This is a genomic window from Pseudomonas sp. URMO17WK12:I9 (assembly GCF_900230165.1).
Lineage (GTDB): Bacteria > Pseudomonadota > Gammaproteobacteria > Pseudomonadales > Pseudomonadaceae > Aquipseudomonas > Aquipseudomonas fulva.
This window is the reverse complement of sequence record NZ_OCMQ01000001.1, coordinates 159,663-186,485: the sequence shown is the minus strand read 5'-3', so window position 1 is coordinate 186,485 and position 26,823 is coordinate 159,663. Positions and strand designations below refer to the sequence as shown.

The 26,823-nt window shown below is 62.6% G+C and carries 22 protein-coding genes; 4 read left to right on the top strand and 18 right to left on the bottom strand.

All coding sequences use genetic code 11. The features are described from left to right. Positions 1–21 precede the first annotated feature (21 nt). From CRP40_RS00785 to rpsB, 17 genes are all read right to left on the bottom strand, one after another. Complete coding sequence (locus CRP40_RS00785; RefSeq protein ID WP_027913883.1) at positions 22–969, bottom strand: acetyl-CoA carboxylase carboxyltransferase subunit alpha; 948 nt, start codon at positions 967–969, stop codon at positions 22–24. Between the two features lie 106 nt (positions 970–1,075). Continuing rightward, entirely contained in the window at positions 1,076–4,600 is a 3,525-nt protein-coding gene (dnaE, locus tag CRP40_RS00780) for a DNA polymerase III subunit alpha (protein ID WP_027913882.1), read from the bottom strand. Positions 4,601–4,775: 175 nt separating this feature from the next. Next, positions 4,776–5,399 (bottom strand): ribonuclease HII, encoded by a 624-nt coding sequence (rnhB, locus tag CRP40_RS00775; RefSeq protein ID WP_027913881.1) that lies wholly within the window; start codon positions 5,397–5,399, stop codon positions 4,776–4,778. 1 nt (position 5,400) lies between these two features. After that, a complete protein-coding gene (gene lpxB, locus CRP40_RS00770; RefSeq protein ID WP_027913880.1) occupies positions 5,401–6,528 on the bottom strand; it encodes a lipid-A-disaccharide synthase in 1,128 nt (375 codons plus the stop codon). A 1-nt stretch (position 6,529) separates the two neighbouring features. Further along, positions 6,530–7,306 (bottom strand): acyl-ACP--UDP-N-acetylglucosamine O-acyltransferase, encoded by a 777-nt coding sequence (gene lpxA / locus CRP40_RS00765; RefSeq protein WP_027913879.1) that lies wholly within the window; start codon positions 7,304–7,306, stop codon positions 6,530–6,532. Then, positions 7,303–7,743: a 3-hydroxyacyl-ACP dehydratase FabZ gene (gene fabZ, locus CRP40_RS00760; protein ID WP_023534097.1), complete on the bottom strand. Its 441-nt coding sequence runs from the start codon at positions 7,741–7,743 to the stop codon at positions 7,303–7,305. The genes lpxA and fabZ overlap by 4 nt, the downstream gene beginning before the upstream one ends. A gap of 113 nt (positions 7,744–7,856) precedes the next feature. After that, positions 7,857–8,912 (bottom strand): UDP-3-O-(3-hydroxymyristoyl)glucosamine N-acyltransferase, encoded by a 1,056-nt coding sequence (lpxD, locus tag CRP40_RS00755; RefSeq protein WP_027913878.1) that lies wholly within the window; start codon positions 8,910–8,912, stop codon positions 7,857–7,859. Between the two features lies 1 nt (position 8,913). Then, positions 8,914–9,417 carry an OmpH family outer membrane protein gene (locus CRP40_RS00750; RefSeq protein WP_023534153.1) on the bottom strand — a complete coding sequence of 168 codons (504 nt, stop codon included), beginning with the start codon at positions 9,415–9,417 and terminating at the stop codon, positions 8,914–8,916. Between the two features lie 44 nt (positions 9,418–9,461). After that, positions 9,462–11,813 (bottom strand): outer membrane protein assembly factor BamA, encoded by a 2,352-nt coding sequence (gene bamA / locus CRP40_RS00745; protein WP_027913877.1) that lies wholly within the window; start codon positions 11,811–11,813, stop codon positions 9,462–9,464. 74 nt (positions 11,814–11,887) lie between these two features. Beyond that, positions 11,888–13,240 (bottom strand): RIP metalloprotease RseP, encoded by a 1,353-nt coding sequence (gene rseP, locus CRP40_RS00740; RefSeq protein WP_027913876.1) that lies wholly within the window; start codon positions 13,238–13,240, stop codon positions 11,888–11,890. A 67-nt stretch (positions 13,241–13,307) separates the two neighbouring features. Beyond that, positions 13,308–14,498 (bottom strand): 1-deoxy-D-xylulose-5-phosphate reductoisomerase, encoded by a 1,191-nt coding sequence (ispC, locus tag CRP40_RS00735; RefSeq protein ID WP_027913875.1) that lies wholly within the window; start codon positions 14,496–14,498, stop codon positions 13,308–13,310. Then, entirely contained in the window at positions 14,495–15,310 is an 816-nt protein-coding gene (locus CRP40_RS00730; RefSeq protein WP_027913874.1) for a phosphatidate cytidylyltransferase, read from the bottom strand. Before CRP40_RS00730 ends, ispC begins: the two co-directional genes overlap by 4 nt. Continuing rightward, the gene (gene uppS / locus CRP40_RS00725) at positions 15,310–16,065 is read right to left on the bottom strand and encodes a polyprenyl diphosphate synthase (RefSeq protein ID WP_027913873.1); all 756 of its coding nucleotides are present in this window, start codon (positions 16,063–16,065) and stop codon (positions 15,310–15,312) included. Before uppS ends, CRP40_RS00730 begins: the two co-directional genes overlap by 1 nt. Positions 16,066–16,080: 15 nt before the next feature. Beyond that, on the bottom strand, positions 16,081–16,638 hold the full coding sequence (gene frr / locus CRP40_RS00720; protein ID WP_027913872.1) for a ribosome recycling factor: 558 nt from the start codon (positions 16,636–16,638) through the stop codon (positions 16,081–16,083). Continuing rightward, positions 16,635–17,378, bottom strand: a complete 744-nt coding sequence (gene pyrH, locus CRP40_RS00715) for a UMP kinase (protein WP_023534028.1) — start codon at positions 17,376–17,378, stop codon at positions 16,635–16,637. Before pyrH ends, frr begins: the two co-directional genes overlap by 4 nt. Before the next feature lie 180 nt (positions 17,379–17,558). Next, complete coding sequence (tsf, locus tag CRP40_RS00710) at positions 17,559–18,422, bottom strand: translation elongation factor Ts (protein WP_023534066.1); 864 nt, start codon at positions 18,420–18,422, stop codon at positions 17,559–17,561. Between the two features lie 182 nt (positions 18,423–18,604). Next, positions 18,605–19,342, bottom strand: coding sequence for a 30S ribosomal protein S2 (rpsB, locus tag CRP40_RS00705; RefSeq protein ID WP_003252287.1), 738 nt, complete (start codon positions 19,340–19,342; stop codon positions 18,605–18,607). Between the two features lie 351 nt (positions 19,343–19,693). Between rpsB and map the strand changes: the two genes are divergently transcribed. From map to dapC, 3 genes are read left to right on the top strand one after another with little or no spacing between them, the layout of a single operon-like run. Next, a complete protein-coding gene (gene map, locus CRP40_RS00700; protein WP_027913871.1) occupies positions 19,694–20,476 on the top strand; it encodes a type I methionyl aminopeptidase in 783 nt (260 codons plus the stop codon). Between the two features lie 38 nt (positions 20,477–20,514). Beyond that, positions 20,515–23,214: a [protein-PII] uridylyltransferase gene (locus tag CRP40_RS00695; protein WP_027913870.1), complete on the top strand. Its 2,700-nt coding sequence runs from the start codon at positions 20,515–20,517 to the stop codon at positions 23,212–23,214. Between the two features lie 27 nt (positions 23,215–23,241). Further along, positions 23,242–24,438 carry a succinyldiaminopimelate transaminase gene (dapC, locus tag CRP40_RS00690; protein ID WP_027913869.1) on the top strand — a complete coding sequence of 399 codons (1,197 nt, stop codon included), beginning with the start codon at positions 23,242–23,244 and terminating at the stop codon, positions 24,436–24,438. A 26-nt stretch (positions 24,439–24,464) separates the two neighbouring features. Here the strand turns inward: dapC and CRP40_RS00685 are convergent, their stop codons facing one another. Further along, positions 24,465–26,111: a Na+/H+ antiporter gene (locus CRP40_RS00685; protein ID WP_027913868.1), complete on the bottom strand. Its 1,647-nt coding sequence runs from the start codon at positions 26,109–26,111 to the stop codon at positions 24,465–24,467. 363 nt (positions 26,112–26,474) lie between these two features. Here CRP40_RS00685 and CRP40_RS00680 point away from each other — a divergent pair, with 363 nt between their 5' ends. After that, a complete protein-coding gene (locus tag CRP40_RS00680; RefSeq protein ID WP_027913867.1) occupies positions 26,475–26,822 on the top strand; it encodes an ArsC family reductase in 348 nt (115 codons plus the stop codon). Position 26,823 lies beyond the last annotated feature (1 nt).

The window sequence follows — 26,823 nt, the reverse complement described above, 5'->3', positions numbered from 1 at the left end:
GACAGACGGCCCCGAAGGCGATCAGACGCCGTAGCTCATCAGACGATCGTAACGGCGAGCCAGCAGTGCGTCGTGGTCCAACCCGCTGAGCATGTCCAACTGCTGCACCAGCTCGGCGCGGATGCTTTCGGACATGGCGGCAGGGTCACGGTGAGCGCCACCCAGTGGCTCCGGGATAACCTTGTCGACGATGTCCAGGCTCTTGAGGCGCTCAGCCGTGATGCCCATGGCCTCGGCGGCATCGGCAGCCTTGTCGGCCGTCTTCCACAGGATCGAAGCGCAGCCTTCGGGCGAGATGACCGAGTAGGTGGAGTACTGCAGCATGTTCAGCTGGTCGCACACGCCGATGGCCAGCGCGCCGCCCGACCCGCCTTCACCGATCACCGTAGCGATGATTGGCGTCTTCAGGCGCGCCATCACGCGCAGGTTCCAGGCGATGGCCTCGCTCTGGTTACGCTCTTCGGCGTCGATACCTGGATAGGCACCCGGCGTGTCGATGAAGGTCAGAATCGGCATGCGGAAACGCTCGGCCATTTCCATCAGACGGCACGCCTTGCGGTAGCCCTCAGGGCGCGGCATGCCGAAGTTACGGCGAACCTTCTCCCGCACTTCGCGGCCCTTCTGGTGCCCGATGACCATGACCGGCTTGCCGTCCAGGCGTGCGGTACCGCCAACGATGGCAGCATCGTCGGAGAAGTGGCGATCGCCGTGCAGTTCTTCGAATTCGGTGAAGATGTGCTGCAGGTAGTCCAGGGTATAGGGACGACGCGGGTGACGTGCCAGGCGAGCGATCTGCCAGCTGGTCAGGTTGCCGAAGATGCTTTCGGTCAGGGTATTGCTCTTGTCTTGCAGACGGGCAATTTCATCGCTGATGTTCAGCGAATTGTCGTTGCCTACCAGGCGCAGGCCTTCGATCTTGGCTTGCAGGTCGGCAATCGGCTGTTCGAAGTCGAGAAAGTTCGGGTTCATAGTCATCCGTCTTGGGTCTACGGCCAGGCGGCCGGCCGGTTGATCCGTTTGGCGCCATACCTTAAGGGATCAGGCGCCTTCAGGTCGAGATTAAATGTTGAGCGGCTCAACGGTATTGCAAAAAGACGTTCTCACGTCCGAACTGGTCACGCAGGGTCTGAATCAGCCCGTCTGCGGGGTCGATGGCCCACTGGTCGCCAAATTGCAGCATGGCCTTGGCATCGCTGCCGGTATATTCCAGCGTGATCGGGCAGGCGCCGCGGTGACGGGTGATCAACTCACCCAACCACTTGAGGCGATCGCCCTTGAGCGCCTCGTGGGCGACCTTCAGGCGCAGGCTCTCGGCCAGCTTGGTACGGGCATCCTCCAAGGTCATCACCTGCTTGACCCGCAGCCGCAGGCCGCCTGAGAAATCGTCGTTGCTGACCTCCCCTTCGACCACCACCATCGCATCGTTCTGCAGCAGTGACTGGGCCGTGATATAGGCATCGGCAAACAGCGAGGCCTCGATGCGGCCAGACCTGTCATCCAGGGTGACGAACCCCATCTTGTCGCCCTTTTTGTTCTTCATGACTCGCAGGGCGATGATCATGCCGGCGATGGTCTGGGTTTCGCGCGAGGGCTTGAGGTCGATGATGCGCTGGCGCGCGAAGCGGCGGATTTCAGCCTCGTATTCATCGATCGGGTGACCGGTGAGGTAAAGCCCCAGCGTGTCCTTCTCGCCCTTGAGCCGCTCCTTGAGCGTCAGTGGTCGCGCTTTGCGATAACTGGCATACACGTCGGCGTCCGGCTCGTCGAACATGCCGCCGAACAGGTCGATGTGACCGCTGTCGGCCGTGCGGGCCGTCTGCTCGGCCGCCTTGATGGCATCGCCCAGTGCCGCCAGCAGGATGGCCCGGTTGATGTCGATGTGGGCATGGTAAGCCTTGATCTCGTCATGAAAATGCGGGCCGAGCCGGTCCAGCGCGCCACTGCGTACCAGCGCATCGAGGGTGCGCTTGTTGACGCGCTTGAGGTCGATACGCTCGCAGAAGTCATACAGGTCCTTGAACGGGCCGCCCTCGGCACGGGCCTCGACGATCGCCTCCACAGGCCCCTCACCCACGCCCTTGATGGCGCCGAGGCCATACACAATGCGGCCATCGTCGTTGACGGTGAACTTGAAGTCCGAGAAGTTCACATCTGGCGCGTCCAGACGCAACTTCATGGTGCGCACTTCCTCGACCAGCACCACCACCTTGTCGGTGTTGTGCATGTCCGCCGACAACACCGCGGCCATGAACGGTGCCGGGTGGTGGGTCTTGAGCCAGGCTGTCTGGTAGGACACCAGGCCATAGGCGGCCGAGTGAGACTTGTTGAAGCCGTAACCTGCGAACTTCTCTACCAGGTCGAAGATGTTGCCCGCAAGATCCCCATCGATTCCATTATTGGCACAGCCTTCAATGAAACCGCCGCGCTGCTTGGCCATTTCCTCGGGCTTCTTCTTGCCCATTGCCCGACGCAGCATGTCGGCGCCACCCAAGGTGTACCCCGCCATCACCTGGGCGATCTGCATCACCTGCTCCTGATACAGGATGATGCCGTAGGTCGGCGCCAGCACCGGCTGCAAGCCGTCATACTGATAGTCCGGATGCGGGTAGGCCAGCTCGGCACGTCCGTGCTTGCGGTTGATGAAGTCGTCCACCATGCCCGACTGCAGCGGGCCGGGGCGGAACAGCGCCACCAAGGCGATGAGATCTTCGAGGCAGTCGGGCTTGAGCTTCTTGATCAGCTCTTTCATGCCGCGCGATTCGAGCTGGAACACCGCTGTGGTTTCGGCCTTCTGCAACAGCTCGTAGGTCTTGCGGTCATCGAGCGGGATGAAGTCGATGTTCAGGTCGGGCAGGTCTTTCTTGGCCTGCTCACGGTTGATGATCTCCATCGCCCACTTGATGATGGTCAGGGTGCGCAGGCCCAGGAAGTCGAACTTCACAAGGCCCGCCGCCTCCACGTCGTCCTTGTCGAACTGGGTGATCAGGCCACCGCCTTCTTCGTCGCAGGCGATGGGCGAGAAATCAGTAAGCTTGGTCGGCGCAATGACCACGCCACCGGCGTGCTTGCCGGTACCGCGCGTGACGCCTTCGAGCTTCAGGGCCATGTCCCAGATTTCGCGAGCGTCCTCGTCACCCTTGAGGAAGTCGCGCAGGATTTCTTCCTGCTCGTAGGCCTTCTCCAGGGTCATGCCCACTTCGAACGGAATCATCTTCGACAGACGATCGGCCAGGCCGTAGGACTTGCCTTGCACGCGTGCCACGTCGCGCACCACGGCCTTGGCCGCCATGGTGCCAAAGGTAATGATCTGGCTCACGGCATTACGCCCGTAGGCCTCTGCCACGTAGTCGATGACCCGGTCCCGGCCGTCCATGCAGAAGTCGACGTCGAAGTCGGGCATGGACACCCGCTCAGGGTTCAGGAAGCGCTCGAACAGCAGGTCGTAGGCCAGCGGGTCGAGGTCGGTGATCTTGAGCACATAGGCCACCAGCGAGCCTGCACCCGAGCCTCGGCCAGGTCCCACCGGTACGCCGTTGTTCTTGGCCCACTTGATGAAGTCCATCACGATCAGGAAGTAACCGGGGAAGCCCATCTGGATGATGATATCCAGCTCGAACTTCAGCCGATCGAGGTAGACCTGGCGCTTTTGCTCGTAGTCGGGCGTGGTCTCTTTAGGCCACAGCACCGCCAGGCGCTCTTCCAGCCCTTCGTGGGACACGTGCCGCAGGTAATCGTCGATCCCCATGCCATTGGGCGTGGGGAAGTCAGGCAGGAAGTACTTGCCCAGTTGCACCTGGATATTGCAGCGCTTGGCGATTTCGACGGTGTTGGCCAGGGCGTCCGGCAGGTCGCTGAACAGCTCGGCCATTTCCTCGGCCGATTTCAGGTATTGCTGGTCGCTGTACAGGCGCGGGCGACGCGGATCGTCCAGCGTCCAGCCTTCACCGATGCATACACGGGTTTCGTGGGCGTCGAAATCGGTCTGTTTGATGAAACGCACATCGTTGGTGGCCACCAGCGGCGCACCCAGCCGATCGGCGAGGGCCACGGCGGCATGCACATACTCTTCGTCCCTGGGGCGACTGGTGCGCTGGACTTCGACATAAAAGCGCTCGGGGAACATGGCCATCCAGTCCTCGAGCAGCGCTTGCGCCTCCTCACTACGCCCCCCCAGCAACGCCATGCCGATGTCGCCTTCCTTGCCCGCCGAAAGCGCGATCAAGCCTTCGCTGGCCGCGGCAATCCAGTCACGCTGGATGATGACCAGGCCATTGCGCTGGCCCTCGGTCCAGCCCCGGGAAAGCAACTCGGTCAGGTTGCGGTAGCCCAGAGGGTTCATGGCCAGGAAGCAGATACGCGACAGCGGCGCCTGCGCATCTTCACCGGCCAACCACAGGTCCGCACCACAGATCGGCTTGATGCCCGCCCCCATGGCCGCCTTGTAGAACTTGACCAGCGAGCACATGTTGCTCTGGTCGGTGATCGCCACCGCAGGCATGTTCATCCCGGCCAGCGCCTTGGCCAGCGGTTTGATCCGGACCAGACCGTCGACCAGCGAGAATTCGGAGTGGACGCGCAGGTGAACGAAGGAAACCGACATGAATGATCCTGTAGCAGTGCTTAACGACAAGGGCGCGATTGTAGCTCAATTGGGCAGGGGTTTTGAGGGCCGGTTGCCCCTGCGCGACGGCAGGGCGGCCTGAGCAAATGCCCGGGAACGTGGTCCAGCCCGACCCCACAGGGCCTCAAGCCCCTGGATACGGCAGGGTTGGGTATCAGATCAGCGAGGCGGTCACAGCCTCACGCACACCCCAGGCGGCACGCACGGGCGCAAACGATCGACGATGAATGGGCGTCGGCCCGAGCCGTGCCAGTGCCTCCAGGTGGACCGGCGTCGGGTAGCCTTTATGCGCGCCTATGCCGTACCCGGGGTAGATCAGCTCGAAGGCGCCCATTTCGCGATCCCGCGTCACCTTGGCCAGGATCGAAGCCGCCGCGATGGCGGGCACCTTGGCATCCCCCTGCACGACCGGTGCCGAGGGCACCGACAGCTGCGGGCAGCGATTGCCGTCGATCAAGGCCATGTTCGGGGTGATGTGCAAGCCTTCCACCGCGCGCTGCATGGCCAGCATGGTGGCATGCAGGATATTGAGGCGGTCGATTTCTTCGACTTCAGCGCGGGCAATGAAAAAGCTCAGGGCCTTGTCGCAGATTTCGTCGAACAAGGCCTCACGGCGTGCCTGGGTCAGCTTCTTCGAGTCGTTCAGCCCCAGGATCGGGCGTGCTGGGTCAAGGATCACGGCAGCCGTCACCACGTCGCCACACAGGGGGCCGCGGCCCACTTCGTCGACGCCGGCGACCAAGTCTTCGACCAGGTTGAAATCCAGACCGAACTGCATCTCAGCGTTTCTCCAGCAGGGCCAGCACGGCGTCGGCGGCCTGATTGGAGGCATCCCGGCGCAACGTGCGGTGAATCTCGTCGAACGAGTCGGTTTGCCCGCTACCGTCGCGCAGCAAGGGCAGCAGCGCATCGACCAGCGCTTCGCTGGTCGCGGCGTCTTGCAGCAACTCGGGCACCAGTGCACGGCGCGCCAGCAGGTTGGGCAAGGACACGTAGGGGCTTTTCACCAGCCGTTTGAGTATCCAGTAGGTAAGCGGCGCCAGGCGGTAGGCGACTACCATGGGTCGCTTGAACAGCAGCGCTTCCAGGGTGGCCGTACCCGATGCGATCAGGACGGCGTCACACGCGGCAAGCGCCTCGTGCGAGCGGCCATCGAGCAGGGCCAACGGCAAGTTGCGGCCCTCGAGCATTTGCTCGAGCTGCGCGCGGCGAGCGGCGTTGGCACAGGGCAGCACGAAGCGCACACCCGGCACCTGCTGCTGCAGACGTTGCGCTGCATCCAGGAACAGCGCACCCAGGCGCCCGACTTCGCCCCCACGGCTGCCTGGCATCAGGGCGACCACCGGGCCATCGCCCAGGCCCAGGGCGGCGCGCGCCGCGGGCCGATCCGCCTGCAGGGCAATGGTATCGGCCAGCGGGTGGCCGACGAATCGCACCGGCACGCCCTGCTCTTCATAGAAGCGGGCCTCGAACGGCAACAATGTCAGCATCAGGTCGCAACCCTGACGTATCTTCAACACGCGCTTTTGCCGCCATGCCCACACTGAAGGGCTGACGTAATGGACGGTCTTGATCCCCGCCTGGCGCAGTTTGAGTTCGATCTCCAGCGTAAAGTCGGGCGCATCGATACCGATGAACACGTCCGGCTTCTGCTCGATGAGTGTCTGGACCAGCAGCTTGCGGCGCTTGAGCAATTCACGCAGGCGACCGAGCACCTCGACCAGCCCCATGACGGCCAAGCGCTCCATGGGGAAGTAGGATTGCAGGCCTTCGGCCTCCATGAGCGGGCCACCGACACCGATGAAGCGCACATCGGGATGGCGCGCCTTCAAGGCGCGCATCAAGCCGGAACCGAGGATGTCGCCGCTGGCTTCACCGGCGACCAGGGCTACGCAGAGCTGGGCCATGTCAGCGAGTGATGCCGCGGGCCGAACTCACGATCGACTGGCGGAACAGCTCGACCTCGGGATGCTGCGCCGCCGGCGCTTCGAGTTCGCGCAATGCATCCTCCACCGTCAGGCCCTGGCGGTAGACGATCTTGTAGCAGCGACGCAGCACATGGATGACCTCGTCGCTGAAACCACGGCGGCGCATGCCTTCGAAGTTCATGCTGCGCGCTTCGGCGGGGCTGCCGAAAACGGTGACGAACGCGGGTACGTCCTTGCCGATGGCCGTGCCCATGCCAGAAAACGCATGGGCGCCGATGTGGCAATACTGGTGCACCAGGGTGAACCCGGACAGGATCGCCCAGTCGCCCACATGCACATGGCCCGCCAGCGCAGTGTTGTTGACCAGAATGCAGTGGCTGCCGATCACGCTGTCATGGCCAATGTGGGCATAGGCCATGATCAGGTTATGGTCGCCGACGGTGGTTTCGGCGCGATCCTGCACGGTACCGCGGTGGATCGTGACGCCTTCACGGATGACGTTGTGATCGCCGATCACCAGGCGGGTGGGCTCACCCTTGTACTTGAGGTCCGGGGTGTCTTCGCCAATCGAGGAAAACTGAAAGATACGGTTGTGCTTGCCGATCCGGGTCGGCCCCTTGAGCACAACGTGTGGGCCGATGACGGTGCCCTCCCCGATTTCGACATCGGGGCCAACGATCGACCAAGGGCCCACCTCGACGCCTTCGGCCAGCTTGGCCGAAGGGTCGATGATGGCCCGAGGATCAATCGAATTCATAGGGAGCGTTCCGCACAGGTGATTTCGGCCGAGCATACTGCCTTGCCGTCGACCAGGGCACGGCATTCGAATTTCCAGATCATGCTTTTGCGGCTCAGGAACTTCGCTTCCAGCACCAGCTGGTCACCCGGCAGCACCGGCTGACGGAAACGCAGCTTGTCGGAGCCTACGAAGTAGTACAAGGTGCCGTCGGCAGGCTTGGCATCGAGCATCTTGAAACCGAGGATGCCGGCCGCCTGGGCCATGGCTTCGATGATCAGGACGCCGGGCATGATGGGGTGCGCCGGGAAGTGACCGTTGAAGAACGGCTCGTTGATGCTGACATTCTTGTAGGCACGAATGCTCTGGGCCTCGTAATCCAGATCCGTCACGCGGTCCACTAGCAGGAACGGGTAACGGTGAGGCAGGTATTCGCGAATCTCGTTGATGTCCATCATTTCGGGGGGGAAGCCTGTATAAGAATAGGGAGCGCAGGTGCTGACCACACGCTCCTTTTGCAATCCAAAGAGGAGCCAGCTAGCGACTGTTCACTCTTGCTCAGGAAATGGTATCAGCCTTCTGATGTCGGCTGCCCACCTGAGGTCACGGTATCGACGCGTTTTTCCAACTGCTGGAGACGCTTGGCCATGTCGTCCAGGTGGCGGATACGCGCGGCGCTCTTGCGCCAGTCAGCCAGAGGCTGCATGGCAGTCCCGGAAGAATAGCCACCCGGCTCGGTGATCGAGCGGGTCACCATGGTCATTCCGGACACGAAAACGTTGTCGCAGACATCGATATGACCGACCATGCCCACGCCACCGGCGATGGTGCAATGCTTGCCGATACGCGTGCTGCCGGAGATACCCACGCACGCGGCCATGGCCGTATGCTCCCCGATCTGCACGTTGTGGGCAATCTGGATCTGGTTGTCGAGCTTGACGCCGTGGGCGATGCAGGTGTCGGACAAGGCGCCACGGTCCACGGCCGTGTTCACACCAATCTCCACATCGTCACCAATGCTGACCCCGCCGATCTGGGCGATCTTGCGCCACACGCCTTTCTCGTTGGCAAAGCCAAAGCCTTCACCACCGATCACTGCGCCGGACTGGATGACCACCCGCTTGCCAATGGTGACATCGTGATACAGCGTGACCCGCGGCGCCAGCCAGCCCCCTTCGCCGATCACGCAGCGGGCACCGATGAAGCAGTGGGCACCGATGGTGACATGGGCGCCGATACGCGCACCGCTTTCAACGACCGCGAAAGGCCCGACACTGGCCGTCGCGTCTACCTGGGCATCCCCGGCCACCACGGCGCTGGGGTGAATCCCCGCCACAGCCTTGGGTTTGGGGTCGAACAGGTGGGAAATGCGGGCATATGCCAGGTAGGGATCGGCAACGATCAGGGCATGACCGGCGAACGCCTCGGCATCGGCGGCCTTGAGCAGCACGGCAGCCGCCTGGCTCTCGTCCAGGTATTTGCGGTACTGCGGGTTGGCAAGAAAGCTCAACTGACCCGGCCCGGCCTCCTGCAAGGTGGCAAGGCCTGTGATCTGCAGCGTCTCGGGGCCCTTGAGGGTGGCCCCGAGGGTCTCGGCCAGTTGGCCAAGCGTCATGGTCACGGTCATATCAACGGGCTTGGTTCATACGCTCGATAACCTGGCGGGTGATGTCGTACTGAGGCTTGACATCAATGACCGCACCGCGCTCGAGCACCAGGTCGTAACCGCCCTTCTTGATCACTTCCTCGACGGCGCCGTCCAGCTTGGGCTTGAGCTGCTTGAGCATGTCGCGGTCGGCAACAGCCTTGGCTTCGTTCAGCTCCTTGGACTGGAACTGGAAGTCACGGGCCTTTTGCTTGAACTCGAGCTCCAGGCGCTCACGCTCCTGCTGCTGCATCTTGTCACCGCCCTTGATCAGGCGATCCTGGATGCCCTTGGCGCTGCTTTCCAGGCCTTTGAGCTTGGTCAGCTGAGGGCCGAACTTCTTTTCGGCATCCACGGCGTACTTCTTGGCGGCATCGGACTCGAGCAGTGCCATCTGATAGTTCAGAACGGCAACCTTCATTTCGGCGAAAGCCGGGGTGGCGACCAGCGCCGCGGCCACTACGGCCATTTGGGTCAACTTGCGCACGATGAACTCCTGGATAAACCGTTGTCGTTAAGCAAGGGCCGACCTTAGAAGGTCTGGCCCAGAGAGAATTGGAACACCTGGGTGTCTGCCTCGTCCGGCTTCTTGATCGGCATCGCCAGGCTGAAGCTCAACGGGCCCAAGGCCGTGATCCACGTCACGCCAAGACCGACCGAACTGGCCATGTCGGAGAAACCGACCTTGGTGCAGTCCGGCTTGTTGCCGCAGTTGGTGTCGAACACGTTACCCACGTCCCAGAAGACCGAGGTGCGCAGGGAACGCTGGTCCTTGACGAACGGCAGCGGGAACAGCAACTCGACGCCGCCCTGGACCAGGACGTTGCCGCCGAATGGAAGCGGGTCTTGGTCGGGGTCAAGCAGAGTTCCGTTCTTCTCGTTAAGTTTACTTGGCGTACTGCGCGGCCCCAGGGTGCTGTCCTTGAAGCCGCGAACCGAGTTGAAGCCGCCCGCGTAGTAGTTCTCGTAGAACGGCAGACCGGAGGTACCCCCGAAGCCGTCACCGTAACCCAGTTCGGTGTGCAGACGCAGGGTGTAGTTCTGGCTCAATGGCTTGAACAGCTGGCCGCGGTAGTCCAGTTTGTAGAACGACAAGTCGCTGCCTGGAATCGTGGTTTCGAGGCTCAGGCTCTGAGAGTGACCGCGTGTCGCCAGCACACCTTTGTTCAACGTCGATTCGGACCAGCCGATCGAGGCTTTGAAGTTGGTGAAGTTCTCGCCTTCCTTGTTGATGAAATCAAAGATCTCGTCAACGGTGTACTTACCGGTCTTGAGCTTGTCCTGCTGCACACTCAACCCATAGGTCAGGCGCGACGTCTCGCTGATCGGGTAACCCAGGCTCACACCGGCACCCAGGCTGTCCACCGCGTAGCTCGCCACGTCGACATCGAGGTCGTCGTAGTTGGTGCTGCGGTAGAAGGCGTTGTAACCCAGGCTCACGCCATCGGCAGTGAAGTAGGGATCGACGAAGCCGAAGTTGTATCGCGACTGGTACTCGGACCGGGTCAGGCCAACGGAAACCTTGTTACCGGTACCCAGGAAGTTGCTCTGGCTGATCGAGCCACCCAGGATCAAGCCTGCGCTCTGGGCAAAGCCGACGCTGGCGGTGATCGAACCGGAGGCCTGCTCTTCGACGCTGTAGTTCACGTCGACCTGATCGTCGGTGCCCGGCACCGGTGGGGTCTCGACGTTCACGTCCTTGAAGAAGCCCAGCCGTTCCAGACGGGTCTTGGACTGGTCGATCAGGTAGGTCGAGGCCCAGCCGCCTTCCATCTGACGCATTTCGCGGCGCAGCACTTCGTCTTCGGTCTTGGTGTTGCCGCGGTAGTTGATGCGGTTGACGTAGGCACGCTTGCCCGGATCGACCACGAACATGATGTCGACGGTGTGATCCTGGTCGTTTGGCTGAGGCACACCGTTGACGTTGGCGAAGGTATAGCCTTCGTTACCCAGGCGGCGGGTGATCAGCTCGGACGTGCTGGTCATCACCTTGCGCGAGAACACCTGGCCCGGCTGCACCAGCAGCAGCGACTTGACCTGGTCTTCCGGCACCTTGAGGTCACCGGAGAGCTTCACGTCACGGACGGTGTACTTCTCGCCTTCGTTGATGTTGACGGTGATGTAGACGTGTTTCTTGTCAGGCGTGATGGACACCTGGGTGGACGCGATGTCCATGTTGATGTAGCCGCGGTCCAGGTAGTAGGAACGCAGACGCTCCAGGTCACCGGACAGTTTTTCGCGGGCATACTTGTCGTCATTCTTGAAGAACGACAACCAGTTGGTGGTCTTGAGCTCGAACAGCTGACCCAGGGTGTCGTCATCGAACACGTTGTTGCCAACGATGTTGATGTGCTGGATGGCAGCGACGGTGCCCTCGTTGATCTTGATCTTCAAGGCCACACGGTTGCGCGGCTGAGGCACCACCTCGGCGTCGACCTCGGCCGAGTAGCGGCCCTGGGCCACGTACTGGCGCTGCAGCTCGTTACGCACGCCTTCGAGGGTAGCACGCTGGAAGATCTCGCCTTCGGCCAGGCCCGATTGCTTCAGGCCCTTCATCAGGTCTTCGGTACTGATCGCCTTGTTGCCTTCGATCTCGATGCTCGACACCGACGGGCGCTCGACCACATTGATGATCAGCACGTTGCCATCACGGTTCAGCTCGATGTCCTGGAAGAACCCGGTCTTGAACAGCGAGCGGGTCGACTCCACCAGGCGCCGGTCATCGGCCTGGTCGCCCACGTTCAGGGGCAAGGCACCGAAGACGCTGCCGGCGGAAACCCGCTGCAGGCCATTGACGCGGATATCGGAGATGGTGAAGGACTCGGCGTGAACTTCAGCGATCATCAGTGCGGAGAGCACCGCAGTTAGCAACAGACGTTTCATGAAGTCCTTTTATTCCAACTGGCAATAAACAACCTGCCGTCATGAACGACAGGTTTCGCAATTGAGCGAAGCTTTTATAGTCGACCCAGATCGTTGATCAGGGCGAGCAACATCACCCCCAAGACCAAACTGATACCGATCTGGACCCCCCAACCTTGTACCCGGTCAGACAACGGACGACCGCGCGCCCATTCAACCAGGTAGAACAGCAAGTGCCCCCCATCCAGTACCGGGATGGGCAGCAGGTTAAGAACCCCCAGGCTTATGCTCAGGTAGGCCAGGAAATTCAGGAAATCCCCCACGCCGGACTGGGCTGAAGCGCCCGCCACTTTAGCAATGGTTATCGGTCCACTCAAGTTTTTTACCGAGAGCTCACCGAACAGCATTTTCTTCAGTGACCCAAGCGTGAGCACGCTCATGTTCCAGGTGCGCGACAGGCCTTCACCCACCGCCTCCAGCGGCCCATAGCTGACTTCGCGCAGCATCGAGGCCGGCCATTGACCGCCTTTGACGCCCGCCCCCAGGTAGCCTGCCGCCGCCTCACCCTCGCCCTTCACGCCCAGCGTTACCGGTACGTCCAAGGGCGCACCGTCGCGCTCCACACGCACTACCATCTGGGCGCCGGGCCGCGCGCGCACGCTATCGACCACCTGCTGCCATTCGTTCACCGACTGGCCGCCGATGCCCAACAACCGGTCGCCGGTCTTCAAGCCCGCCGCCCCGGCCGGCCCCTTGGGGTCGATCTCGGCCAGCACCGGCTCGATGGCCGGGCGCCAGGGTTGAAGCCCCAGCGAGCGAATCGGATCGGGCTCATCGGCACCTTTCAACCACTGGTCGAGTTTCACCTGGCGCTGCTGATCGGTACTGCTGCCTTCATCGCGCACACCGATGTTCAGCGTGCCGCTCTCACCCAGGCGGCGAACCAATTGCAGGTTGACCGCCGACCAACCGTTGGTCGGCTTGCCATCCACTGAGACGATTTCCTGGCCGGCCGTCAGCCCTGCTGCTGCCGCCGGGCTGCCATTCTCGACGGTGCCGATTACCGGTCGGATCTGCTGGCTGCCGAGCATCGCCAGCACCCAGAAGAAGAAGATGGCCAGCAAAAAGTTGGCGACCGGCCCCGCGGCAACGATCGCGATGCGCTGGCCGACGGGCTTGCGATTGAATGATTGACCCACCAGTGCAGGGGGCACGTCGCCTTCGCGCTCGTCGAGCATTTTCACGTAGCCACCCAGTGGAATGGCTGCAATGACGAACTCGGTGCCCTGGCGATCATGCCAGCGCACCAGCGGCGTACCGAAGCCCACGGAAAACCGCAGCACTTTCACGCCACAGCGACGCGCCACCCAGAAGTGGCCGAACTCATGGAAGGTGACCAGCACACCCAAGGCGACGAGCGTACCGATGATCATGTAGAGCGCTGTCATGTCCATCTCCGAATGATGAGCAATGGGTCAATAGGGGTGCTGTCGTCGATGACCGGGCGAGCCCGCCTCAGCGGCCGTTGAGGTCCAGCCAGGCCCAGGCCAGCTCGCGCGCGCGCTGGTCGGCGGCAAACACTGCTTCCAGCGAAGTCAGCGGCACCACGGGCTCCTGGTCCAGTACCTGTTCGATCATACTCGCGATCTCCGGGAAGCGGATACGGCCCTGGAGGAACGTCTGCACCGCCACTTCGTTGGCCGCATTGAGCACGGCTGGGGCGCTGTTGCCTGCCTGCGCCGCCTGTCGTGCCAGGCGCAGGCAAGGGAAACGCTGCTCATCGGGCGCCTCGAAATCCAGGCGCGCAATGCTGAACAGGTCCAGCGGCGCGACCCCGGAATCGATTCGCTCTGGCCAGGCCAGGGCATTGGCGATGGGTGTACGCATGTCCGGGTTACCCAACTGTGCCAGCACCGAACCGTCGACGTAATCAACCAGGGAGTGGATCACGCTCTGCGGGTGCACCACCACCTCAACCAAGCTGGGCGGCGCATCGAACAGCCAGCATGCCTCGATCAACTCCAGGCCCTTGTTCATCATGCTGGCCGAATCGACGGAAATCTTGCGCCCCATCGACCAGTTCGGGTGGGCGCACGCCTGTTCGGGCGTGACGTCCTGCAGGGCCTGGGTCGATGTCTGGCGGAACGGTCCACCCGAGGCCGTCAGCAGAATGCGGCGCACACCCACAGCGCTCAGCCCGCGCGCGTAGTCGCCGGGCATGCACTGGAAGATGGCGTTGTGCTCACTGTCGATGGGCAACAACACGGCGCCCGACTGACGCACGGCGTCCATGAACAAGGCGCCCGACATGACCAGGGCCTCCTTGTTGGCCAGCAGCACCTTCTTGCCGGCCTGCACGGCGGCCAGGGTCGGCCGCAGGCCGGCGGCGCCGACGATGGCGGCCATGACCGCATCCACTTCGCTGGCGCAGGCGACCTGGCACAACCCGGCTTCGCCTTCCAGCACTTCGGTAGCGCACCCTGCCGCTGCCAGGCCTGCACGCAGGCGCCCCGCCGCGTCGGCGCTCGGCACCACGGCGTAGACCGGGCGATGCCGCACACACAGGGCCAACAGCTCCTCGACGCGGGTGTAGCCGGTCAAGGCGAAGGCCTGATAGCGCTCAGGGTGGCGGGCAATCACGTCCAGGGTACTCAGACCAATGGAGCCGGTGGCCCCCAGCACGGTAATGCGTTGCACTTGACTCACATCACACCCCATTCAGCCGCCCACAACAGCACGGCGAACAATGGGATGGCCGCCGTCAGGCTGTCGATGCGGTCGAGCACGCCACCGTGGCCAGGCAGCAGATTGCTGCTGTCCTTGATGCCCGAGCGGCGCTTGAACATGCTTTCGGTCAGGTCGCCGATCACCGAGGCCATGACCACCAGCGCAGCGCCTGCCAGACCCAGCAGCAGCTGACCAATGCTCCAGTCTCGGCTGATACCCACCACCAGGGCGATCACCAGGCTGACCGCCAGCCCGCCGTACACGCCTTCCCAGCTTTTGCCAGGGCTGACCTGCGGCGCCAGCTTGCGCTTGCCGAAGGCCCTGCCGGAAAAGTACGCACCGATGTCGGCGGCCCAGACCAGAGCCATGACCGACAGGATCAGCCAGTTGCCCAGCGGCCAGTGCTTGAGCAGCACCAGGCCTTGCCAGGCCGGCAGCAACACCAGCAGGCCGATCAGCAGCCGGCAGGCAGCGCTGGCCCACAGTTCGCTGGTGCGTGGGTACGTTAGCACCAGCCAAGTGGCCAACCCCCACCAGATGACGGCAGCCCCAAGCACCCAGGGTGCAAGCTCCGGCAGGATGTACAGCAGCATCAAGGCCCCGGCAACGACCAAGGCATAGGCGACACGCAGGGGCTGAGCCATCAACCCCGCCAACCGTGCCCACTCCCAGGCGCCGAGCGTTACCACCAGACCGATGAACAGGGCGAAGTTGCCCCCCTCGAGCAGGAAGAACCCACCCAGCGCTATGGGCAACAGGATCAGCGCGGTAATGATGCGTTGTTTAAGCATTAAGCACGCGCTCCAGCCTCGACCTGCTCGCTGGTCTTACCAAAGCGGCGCTGGCGCGAAGCGAAATCAGCCAATGCACTGCGCATGGCCTCGTGTTTGAAGTCCGGCCAGTAAAGGTCGGAGAAATACAACTCGGCGTAGGCCAGTTGCCACAACAGGAAATTGCTGATGCGATGCTCGCCGCCGGTGCGGATGCACAAGTCCGGCAAAGGCTGCTCGCCGGTCGCAAGGCACGTCTGCAACAACCCTGGGGTGATGTCGTCGGGGCGAAGATGGCCAGCCTGAACTTCACGCGCCAGCCGCTGCGCGGCCTGGGCGATGTCCCACTGCCCACCGTAGTTGGCGGCGATCTGCAGGATGAAGCGGCTGTTGCCTGCGGTCAGCGCCTCGGCTTCGCGCATGGCAGCCTGCAGCTCCGGGTGAAAGCGCGAGCGGTCGCCGATGATGCGCAGGCTGATGTTGTTGTCGTTCAAGCGACGCGCCTCGCGGCGCAGCGCCGAGAAGAACAACTCCATCAATGCACCGACCTCATCGGCAGGTCGCTGCCAGTTTTCACTGGAGAAGGCAAACAGGGTCAGCACTTCGACGCCGGCCTCGGCGCACACTTCGATGACTGCGCGCACGGCATCCACGCCCGCCTTGTGCCCGGCAACGCCAGGCAACAAGCGCCGTTTGGCCCAGCGATTGTTGCCGTCCATGATGATCGCGACGTGACGCGGCACCGAGGGAGGCACCGCTGGCTTGGTCTTTTCCATTAAAAAAACCCGGCCTTAGACGGCCATCAGGTCCTTTTCCTTGGCCTTGAAGGCTGCATCCACCTCGGCGACGAACTTGTCCGTCAGCTTCTGGATGTCATCGGCAGCGCGGCGCTCTTCGTCTTCGCTGATGGACTTGTCCTTGGTGAGCTTCTTCAAGTCCGCCAGGGCATCACGACGCACGTTGCGCACGGCGACCTTGGCGTCTTCGGCAACGCCGCTGGCCTGCTTGGTGTAGTTTTTGCGGGTTTCTTCGGTCAGAGCAGGCATCGGCACACGGATGGTGGTGCCGGCGCTCGACGGGTTCAGCCCGAGGTCGGAGGTCAGGATGGCCTTTTCGATGGCAGCGCTCAGGTTCTTGTCGTGAGCGACGATCTTCAGGGTGCGCGCGTCCTCGACGCTGATCGCAGCGACCTGGTTCAGCGGCATCTCGCTACCCCAGGCAGTGACCTTGACGCTGTCCAGAATGCTTGGGTGCGCGCGACCGGTGCGGATGGCCGCCAGGTTGCGGCCCAGGGCCTCGATGGACTTGGTCATGCGCTCCTGCGCGTCTTTCTTGATGTCGTTGATCATGCTTGGCCTTCCTCGATCAGAGTGCCTTCAGCGCCGCCCACCACGATGTTCAGCAGGGCGCCTGGCTTGTTCATGTTGAATACCCGCAATGGCATGCCGTGGTCACGGCACAGGCAGATTGCGGTCAAGTCCATCACGCCGAGCTTACGATCCAGGACCTCGTCATAGGTCAGGCGATCGAACTTCTCGGCGTGCGGGTCCTTGAATGGATCGGCAGTGTACACACCATCGACCTTGGTCGCCTTCAGCACCACGTCGGCATCGATTTCGATGGCTCGCAGACAGGCTGCCGAGTCGGTGGTGAAGAACGGGTTGCCGGTACCGGCGGAGAAAATTACCACATCCCCGGAATTGAGGTGGCGAATCGCTTTGCGACGGTCATAGTGATCGGTAACGCCCACCATGGAGATGGCCGACATGACCAGTGCCGGAATGTTCGAGCGCTCCAGCGCATCGCGCATGGCCAAGGCGTTCATCACGGTAGCCAGCATCCCCATGTGGTCGCCGGTAACGCGGTCCATGCCGGCGGCGCTCAGCGCAGCCCCTCGGAACAGGTTGCCACCACCGATGACCAGGCCGACCTGCACACCGATACCGACCAGCTGCCCTACTTCAAGGGCCATGCGATCAAGCACCTTCGGGTCGATCCCGAAGTCTTCGGAGCCCATCAGGGCCTCGCCGCTAAGTTTGAGCAAAATGCGTTTATAGCGAGGTTGGCGACCACTCACCTGCTGAGCCATTGCGAGTCTCTCCTGCGGCGTACTGTAGAAAATTCGTGCGGGCTGTTTGCAGCCTGCTAACTGTAGCGTGGCACCGTTTCGGCGCCAGCGGCGGCAGCGTCGTGTAAACGCCTCGCCGCTTTGACAAAGAGGCTGCGCGCGTGAGCGGGCAGCCTCTTTGGGGCGACAGACGGGGCTGTCTTACTGCTTGGCAGCAGCAACCTGTGCGGCAACTTCGGCAGCGAAGTCGTCGACTGGCTTCTCGATGCCTTCGCCAACCTTGAAGTAGGTGAAGGAAACGATTTCAGCACCGGCTTTCTTGGCCAGCTCGCCGACCTTGACTTCCGGGTTCATGACGAACGCCTGCTCTTTGAGCGAGGCTTCAGCCTTGAACTTGGTGATACGGCCGTTGATCATGTTTTCAACGATGTTTTCCGGCTTGCCGGCGATCTTGTCGGCGTTCAGCTGCAGGAAGACACCCTTCTCGCGCTCGATGGCTTCGGCGGAGATTTCCGACGAGTCCAGGAACTCGGGGTTGGACGCTGCAACGTGCATGGCGATGTTCTTGGCCAGCTCGACGTCACCGCCTTTCAGGACAACGACAGCACCGATCTTGTTGCCGTGCAGGTAGGCGCCGACCACGTCGCCTTCCACACGTACCAGGCGGCGGATGTTGACGTTTTCGCCGCACTTGGCGACCAGGGCTTCACGGGCAGCTTCACGCGAGGCGATCAGCGGAGCGGCGTCGGTCAGCTTCTGGGCGAAGGCTTCTTCCAGGCTTTCGGCGACGAAGTTCTTGAAGTCGTCTTGCAGGGCCAGGAAGTCGGTCTGCGAGTTCACTTCCAGCAGTACGGCGGCCTTGCCGTCGGTCTTGACGGCGATAGCGCCTTCGGCAGCCACGTTGCCAGCCTTCTTGGCGGCCTTGATGGCGCCCGAGGCACGCATGTCGTCAATGGCTTTTTCGATGTCGCCGTCAGCCTTTTCCAGGGCTTTCTTGCAATCCATCATGCCTTCGCCGGTACGCTCGCGCAGTTCTTTGACCAGCGCTGCAGTAATTGCTGCCATTTCAAAATCCTCTTGGAAAGTTTTTCAACCATTCCACCCGTTTGTGACGGGCGTTCAATTCTGCTAATCCGCTGTCTGTGCCTGCATGCCCATGAAAGGGACGGCTGCCGACAGCAGGATTTCAAGGTGGCAAAAAGGGGGCATAGCCCCCTTTTCGCGTGCCAAGTCGACGCTAGCGTCTATTACTCGGCAGCAGGTGCAGCCGCTTCTTCAGCGTAGACTTCGGTGCCGCCAGCAACGTTGTTGCGGCCACGGATGACAGCGTCAGCCATGGAAGTCATGTACAGCTCGATAGCGCGAATGGCGTCATCGTTACCTGGGATGATGTAGTCAACACCTTCCGGGCTGCTGTTGGTATCGACAACGCCAATGACCGGGATACCCAGTTTGTTGGCTTCGGTGATCGCGATGCGCTCGTGATCAACGTCGATGACGAACAGAGCGTCAGGCAGACCGCCCATGTCCTTGATGCCGCCCAGGCTGCGGTCCAGTTTTTCCAGATCGCGGGAGCGCATCAGGGCTTCTTTCTTGGTCAGCTTGGCAAAGGTGCCATCTTCGGCCTGAGTTTCCAGGTCGCGCAGACGCTTGATCGAAGCACGGATGGTCTTGTAGTTGGTCAGCATGCCGCCCAACCAACGGTGGTCAACGTACGGCGAACCGCAACGAGCAGCTTGCTCGGCGACGATCTTGCCGGCGGAACGCTTGGTGCCGACGAACAGGATCTTGTTCTTGCCCTGGGCCAGGCGCTCAACGAACGACAGGGCGTCGTTGAACATCGGCAGGGTTTTTTCCAGGTTGACGATGTGGATCTTGTTGCGCGCACCGAAAATGTACTTGCCCATTTTCGGGTTCCAGTAACGGGTCTGGTGGCCGAAGTGCACACCGGCCTTCAGCATATCGCGCATGTTGACTTGGGACATGATAGTTCCTTGATAAGTCGGGTTGGGCCTCCACGTATCCCAATGACCAACCCGCGAACCCTGAAGCTCGGGGCACCCAGGCCATCGTGTCGACACGTGTGTGGGTTTGGATGCAGACGGAGCTGGCTCCGAAAGCGGCGCATGTTATACCACAGGCTGCGCGCAAACAAAACACGAAACTCACCCCCCAACCGCCGGACGGCAGGGCATGTGCGCCAGCGCACGACCAGCGACGGTGCAGGTGTGGCGTGTTTGCAAGGGCCGCGTGCCGCTACGAGCCCGCACCTCTGATAGAATGACGCCTTTCCCGATTTGAACGCGCCGCCTGCGGCGCCGAGTAGAGAGCCTGTAATGACCGTCACCATCAAGACTGCAGAAGACATCGAGAAGATGCGCATCGCCGGCCGCCTGGCAGCCGACGTGCTGGAAATGATCGAGGAGCACGTCAAGCCCGGTGTCACCACCGAGGAGCTCGACCGCCTGTGCCACGACTACATCGTCAACGTCCAGCAGGCCATACCGGCGCCGCTCAACTACAAGGGCTACCCCAAGTCGATCTGCACGTCGATCAACCACGTGGTCTGTCACGGCATCCCCAATGACAAGCCCCTGAAAAACGGCGATACCCTGAACATCGACATCACGGTGATCAAGGACGGCTACCACGGCGACACCAGCCGCATGTTCCACGTCGGCACCGTGCCGGTGTGGGCCCAGCGTCTGTCCCAGGTCACCCAGGAATGCCTGTACAAGGCCATCGAACTGGTCAAGCCGGGCTGTCGCCTGGGCGACATCGGCGAAGTCATCCAGAAGCATGCCGAGAAGAACGGTTTCTCGGTGGTGCGCGAGTTCTGCGGCCATGGCATCGGCAAGGTATTCCACGAAGAGCCGCAGATCCTGCATTACGGCCGCGCCGGCACCGGCATGGAACTCAAGGAAGGCATGACCTTCACCATCGAGCCGATGATCAACCAGGGCAAGGCCGACACAAAGGTGCTGGGCGATGGCTGGACCGCGATCACCAAGGACCGCAAGCTCTCGGCGCAGTGGGAGCATACCCTGGTGGTCACGGCGACCGGGTACGAGATCTTCACCCTGCGCAAGGACGACACCATCGCCCGCACCTCGGCCTGAGCCACCCCAGCAGCCTTCGATGACAGGAACCTGACCCCATGCTCCAGCTCGACCCCGAACTGTTCGACCGTGGTCAGTTCCAGGCGGAACTGGCCCTCAAGGCCAGCCCCATACCCGCCTTCAAGAAGGCCATTCGCCAGGCGGGCGAGGTGCTGGACAAGCGCTTTCGCGCAGGCCACGCCATCCGCCCGCTGATCCAAGCTCGGGCCTGGCTGGTGGACAACGTCCTGCAGCAGGCGTGGAACCAGTTCGACTGGGGCGAGCAGGGCGGCATTTCCCTGGTGGCGGTCGGCGGCTACGGGCGCGGTGAGCTTCACCCGCACTCGGACATCGACCTGCTTATCCTGCTGGGAGAGGCCGAGCACGAACGGTATCGCGATGCCATCGAGCGCTTTCTGACCCTGCTGTGGGACATCGGCCTGGAGGTCGGCCAGAGCGTGCGCACCGTCGATGAGTGTGCCGAACAGGCCCGCGCCGACCTCACCATCATCACCAACATGATGGAAAGCCGCACCATCGCCGGCCCGGAAGCCCTGCGCCAGCGCATGCTCGAGGTCACCAGCACGGCGCACATGTGGCCGAGCCGCGAGTTCTTCCTGGCCAAGCGCGCCGAGCTGCAGGCGCGCCACCACAAGTACAACGACACCGAGTACAACCTCGAGCCCAACGTCAAGGGCTCGCCTGGGGGGCTGCGCGACATCCAGACCGTGCTGTGGGTGGCGCGCCGCCAGTACGGTACCCTGAACCTGCATGCCCTGGCCGGCGAAGGCTTCCTACTGGAAAGCGAGAATGCGCTCCTGGCCTCCTCCCAGGATTTCCTGTGGCGGGTGCGCTACGCCCTGCACATGCTCGCCGGCCGTGCCGAGGATCGCCTGCTGTTCGACCACCAGCGCAGCATTGCCGCCCTGCTGGGCTACAGCGACGAAAACCCCAAGCGTGCCATCGAGCAGTTCATGCAGCAGTACTACCGGGTGGTGATGAGCATCAGCCAGTTGTGCGACCTGATCATCCAGCATTTCGAGGAAGTCATTCTCGCCGACGACGACAGTGGTACCACCCAACCGCTCAATGCGCGCTTCCGCCTGCATGACGGCTACATCGAGGCCGTGCGCCCGAACGTGTTCAAGCGCACGCCGTTCGCCATGCTGGAAATATTCGTGCTGATGGCCCAGCACCCGGACATCAAGGGTGTGCGTGCCGACACGGTACGCCTGCTGCGCGAGCATCGGCACCTGATCGACGACACCTTCCGCAACGATATTCGCAACACCAGTCTGTTCATCGAACTGTTCAAGTGTGAAATCGGTATTCATCGCAACCTGCGGCGCATGAACCGCTACGGCATCCTCGGGCGCTACCTGCCGGAGTTCGGGCTGATCGTCGGGCAGATGCAGCACGACCTGTTCCACATCTATACCGTCGATGCCCATACCCTCAACCTGATCAAGCACCTGCGCAAGCTGCAGTACACACCGGTGTCGGAGAAATTCCCGCTGGCCAGCAAGCTCATGGGCCGCTTGCCCAAGCCCGAGCTGATCTACCTGGCCGGTCTCTACCACGACATCGGCAAAGGCCGTCAGGGCGATCATTCCGAGCTCGGCGCGGTCGATGCCCTCAAGTTCTGCGAGCGCCACCAGCTCCCAGCCTGGGACAGCCGGTTGATCGCCTGGCTGGTGCAGAACCACCTGGTCATGTCCACCACCGCCCAGCGCAAGGACTTGTCCGATCCGCAGGTGATCAACGACTTCGCCCTGCACGTGGGGGATGAAACACGGCTGGACTACCTCTATGTGCTGACGGTGGCGGACATCAACGCCACCAACCCCACCTTGTGGAATTCATGGCGAGCCAGCCTGTTGCGCCAGTTGTACACCGAGACCAAGCGTGCCCTGCGCCGTGGGCTCGAAAACCCGCTGGATCGTGAGGAGCAGATTCGCCAGACCCAGTCCTCGGCATTGGACACGCTGGTGCGCGAAGGCACCGACCCAGATGACGTGGAGCAGCTGTGGTCGCAGCTGGGGGATGACTACTTCCTCAAGCACACCGCCTCCGACGTGGCCTGGCACACCGACGCCATCCTGCAACAGCCGGCTGACGGTGGCCCGCTGGTACTGATCAAGGAAACCACCCAGCGCGAATTCGAAGGCGGGACTCAGATCTTCATCTATGCCCCTGACCAGCACGATTTCTTCGCCGTGACGGTGGCGGCCATGTCGCAGCTGAACCTGAACATCCACGACGCCCGCATCATCACCTCCAGCAGCCAGTTCACCCTGGACACCTACATCGTGCTGGACAACGACGGCGGTGCGATCGGCGACAACCCGCAACGGGTCAGGCAGATTCGCGACGGCCTGACCGAGGCGCTGCGCAACCCCGAAGACTACCCCACGATCATCCAGCGTCGGGTGCCGCGCCAACTCAAGCACTTCGACTTCCCGCCGCAGGTGACCATCCTCAACGACGCCCAGCGCCCGGTGACCATTCTCGAAATCACCGCGCCCGACCGGCCGGGCCTGCTGGCGCGGCTGGGGCGCATCTTCCTGGAATTCGACCTGTCGTTGCAGAACGCCAAGATTGCCACCCTGGGCGAGCGTGTGGAGGACGTGTTCTTCATCACCGACGCCGACAACCAGCCCCTGTCCGACCCGCAACTGTGCAGCCGCCTGCAGGAAGCCATCGTGCAACAACTGCAAGCAGGGCAGGCCAGCGCCAGCCCTGCCCGCGTGACCTTTTGACGACATGATTGACGAGACCTTGCGCCAATGAACCCTGCCTTGAGCCAGCTTCAGCCCTACCCTTTCGAAAAGCTTCGTGCCCTGCTGGGCAGCGTTACGCCCGCTGCTGACAAACGCGCCATTGCCCTGTCGATTGGCGAGCCCAAGCACGCCTCGCCACCCTTCGTGGCCCAGGCGATGGCCGACAACCTCGACAAGCTGGCGGTATACCCCAGCACGCTGGGCCTGCCTGCCTTGCGCCAGGCCATCGGGCAGTGGTGCGAGCGCCGCTTTGGCGTGCCTGCTGGCTGGCTGGATGCCGATCGTCATATCCTGCCGGTGAACGGCACCCGCGAAGCGCTGTTCGCCTTTACCCAGGCGGTGGTCGACCGTAGTGCCGATGGCCTGGTGTTGAGCCCCAACCCGTTCTACCAGATCTATGAAGGGGCTGCGCTGTTGGCCGGTGCCACCCCGTACTACCTGCCGTGCCTGGAAAGCAACGGCTTGAACCCCGACTTCGACGCGGTGCCCGACCACGTCTGGGCCCGTTGCCAGGTCCTGTTCCTGTGCTCACCCGGCAACCCCACCGGCGCCCTGGTGCCCATGGACACCTTGAAAAAGCTGATCGCACTGGCCGATGCGCACGATTTCGTGATCGCTGCCGACGAATGCTACAGCGAGTTGTATTTCGATGAGGATGCACCGCCACCGGGGCTGTTGTCGGCCTGTGCGGAGCTGGGGCGTAATGACTTCAAGCGCTGCGTGGTGTTCCACAGCCTGTCCAAGCGTTCGAACCTGCCGGGGCTGCGCTCGGGCTTCGTGGCCGGCGATGCCGACATCATCAAGCCGTTTCTGCTGTACCGCACCTACCATGGTTGCGCCATGCCGGTGCAGACACAGTTGGCCAGCATCGCCGCCTGGGAGGATGAGGCGCATGTGCGCGCAAACCGCGACCAGTACCGCGCCAAGTATGACGCCGTGCTGGCCATCCTCGAGCCGGTCATGGATGTGCAGCGCCCGGACGGCAGCTTCTACCTGTGGGCCAAGGTGCCGGGTAGCGATGCCGACTTCACGCGCGATCTGTTCGAGGCCGAGCACGTGACCGTGGTACCCGGCTCGTACCTGTCCCGTGAAGTGGGCGGGGTCAACCCCGGCGCCGGACGCGTGCGCATGGCGCTGGTTGCCCCGCTGTCCGAATGCATCGAGGCGGCCGAGCGTATTCGCGCGTTCTTGCACACGCGCTGAAGCCTTTTAGGCAAGACGGGGCCAGTTCACTTGATCTGGCCCAGGTTAGCCTCGCTCATGTCCAGGTCGCCCAGCACATGCCGCACCACCTCGTCACCGAGCAGGTGCTGGCGGTGCAGGTTGTAGAGCTCCAGGCGCTGGGCCCGCAGCGCACGCAAGCGCAGGCGGCGCTCGAGCAGGTCCATCTGCTCGGCCAAGGCCCTGGCCTCCTCACTGTCATTGTGCCGGTCCAGCTGGTCGCGATACTCAGCCATCAGCCGAGCCTTCAATTCTGTAGCCAGTGTGGCCTGGGCGGCATCCTGCGGCGCGTTGGCATCGACCACCTCCTCGGCCTCCAAGGCGTGAATCGCGGCCTCAGCGGTGCGTCGCCAGGCTTCATGCACCTCTTGCTGCATGCGCTCGTCAGGGCTTTTGGTCACGCCGCGCAGTAAAAGCGGCAGTGCGACACAGGCACCGATCAACGACAGCAGGATGACACCGGCGGCAATGAAGATCAGCAGATCGCGCTCTGGAAACGCCTTGTCCGCGCCCATCAGCAACGGAATCGACATCACACCCGCCAGGGTGACGGCCCCTCGCACACCGCCCAGCGTGAGCAACCAGCACGAGCGTGCGGTGGGCAACATCACCAGCGCAGGCTTGCCGCGCCAACGGCGCAGAACCCCCACCAGGCGCCAGATACTCTGCACCCAGATGAACCGCAGCACGATCAGCGCCGCGAAGATGGCGACCACGTCCAGGCAGCGCCAGGCCAGGGTCGGCCACAGCGTGGTTTCATGGCTGACCACCGCCTTGACGATGTCGGGCAGTTGCAAGCCCAACAACAGGAAGATCAGCCCATTGAACGCGAACTCCAGCAGCGACCACACGCTACGATTGAGCAGGCGGGTGCTGGTCTGGCGTGGCAGCAGGTCGAGCCAGCTCTGCATCATGCCGGCCGCCACTGCCGAGAGGATGCCCGACACCCCGAGGCGCTCGGCCAGCACATAGGCCGCGAACGGCAGCAGCAGCATGAACACCACATGGGTGGCCGGGTCGTCCCAGCCGCGGCCGATCATCCAGGCACGCAGGCGGCCGACCAGCCAACTCAGCGCCACCCCCACGGCCAGACCGCCAAGCGCCACCAGTGCGAAGCTCAGGCTGGCATCGGTCAGTGAAAAGACACCGGTGATGGCCGCAGCCAGGGCGAACTTGAAGGTAACCAGGCCCGAGGCATCGTTCATCAGGGCCTCACCCTGGAGCATGTGCATCAACGGCGTAGGCAGGCGGTCCTGGGTAATGGCCGACACGGCCACCGCGTCAGTCGGCGACAGTACGGCTGCCAGCGCGAATGCCACCGGCAACGGGATGCTCGGCAACAACCAGTGGATGAAATAGCCCGCACCGACCACGGTGAACAACACCAAGCCCACCGCCAGGGCCACCACCGGGCCGCGAATGCGCCACAACGCGCGTTTGGGAATGCGCCAGCCATCGGCGAACAACAGCGGCGGCAAGAACAGAAACAGAAACAGTTCGGGGTCGAGGGCGACATGCAGCCCCAGTGTCGGCCAGGCCAGCAAAGCGCCAGCTGCGATTTGTACCAGCGGCAGAGGCAGGGGAATCAGGCGGCCGACCAATTTCGACACGCTGACCAGCATCAGCAGGATAAGGACGGTATAGGCGGACTGCATCCAGTGGGTCTTCCTTCTTCAAACGGCCCCGTACCCGAGGACAAAACGTACACCTGGATCAGCATGGTAACGGGTGACAAGCGTGCCTGGCCGCTGCACCAAGGTCGCAGGTGGCGAACTAATGTGTAACATGAAGATACATCTACCGCCCAAGGGTTCAGCCGGTATCGGGAAATGACCGGTGGTTTCGCTCAATTGGACGCACGTTCCCGCCCATGAAGGAAGGCAGCACGCGTTTGCAGAAGCAACCGCTGCCCGTTCAGGACAACCTCCCGTGGCGCCGTGCGGAGGGTTATCGCATAATCGCGCGACTGACATTCGGAAATGGAGAGATTGGGGCGACACGTATCCCCGATGCACACAATGACCTACACGCTCTACGGCATCAAAGCCTGCGACACCATGAAAAAGGCTCGCACCTGGCTCGACGACCAGGCCATCGCCTACGAATTCCATGACTACAAGACTCAAGGCATCGACCGTGACAGCCTGAACCGCTGGTGCGACGAGCACGGCTGGGAAACCCTCCTCAACCGCGCCGGCACCACGTTCCGCAAGCTCGACGACGCCAGCAAAGCCGATCTCGACCAGGCCAAGGCCGTCGAGCTCATGCTGGCCCAGCCTTCGATGATCAAGCGCCCGGTACTCGACCTGGGTACGCGCACGCTGGTGGGCTTCAAACCCGACCTGTACGCCGCCGCCCTGGCCTGAG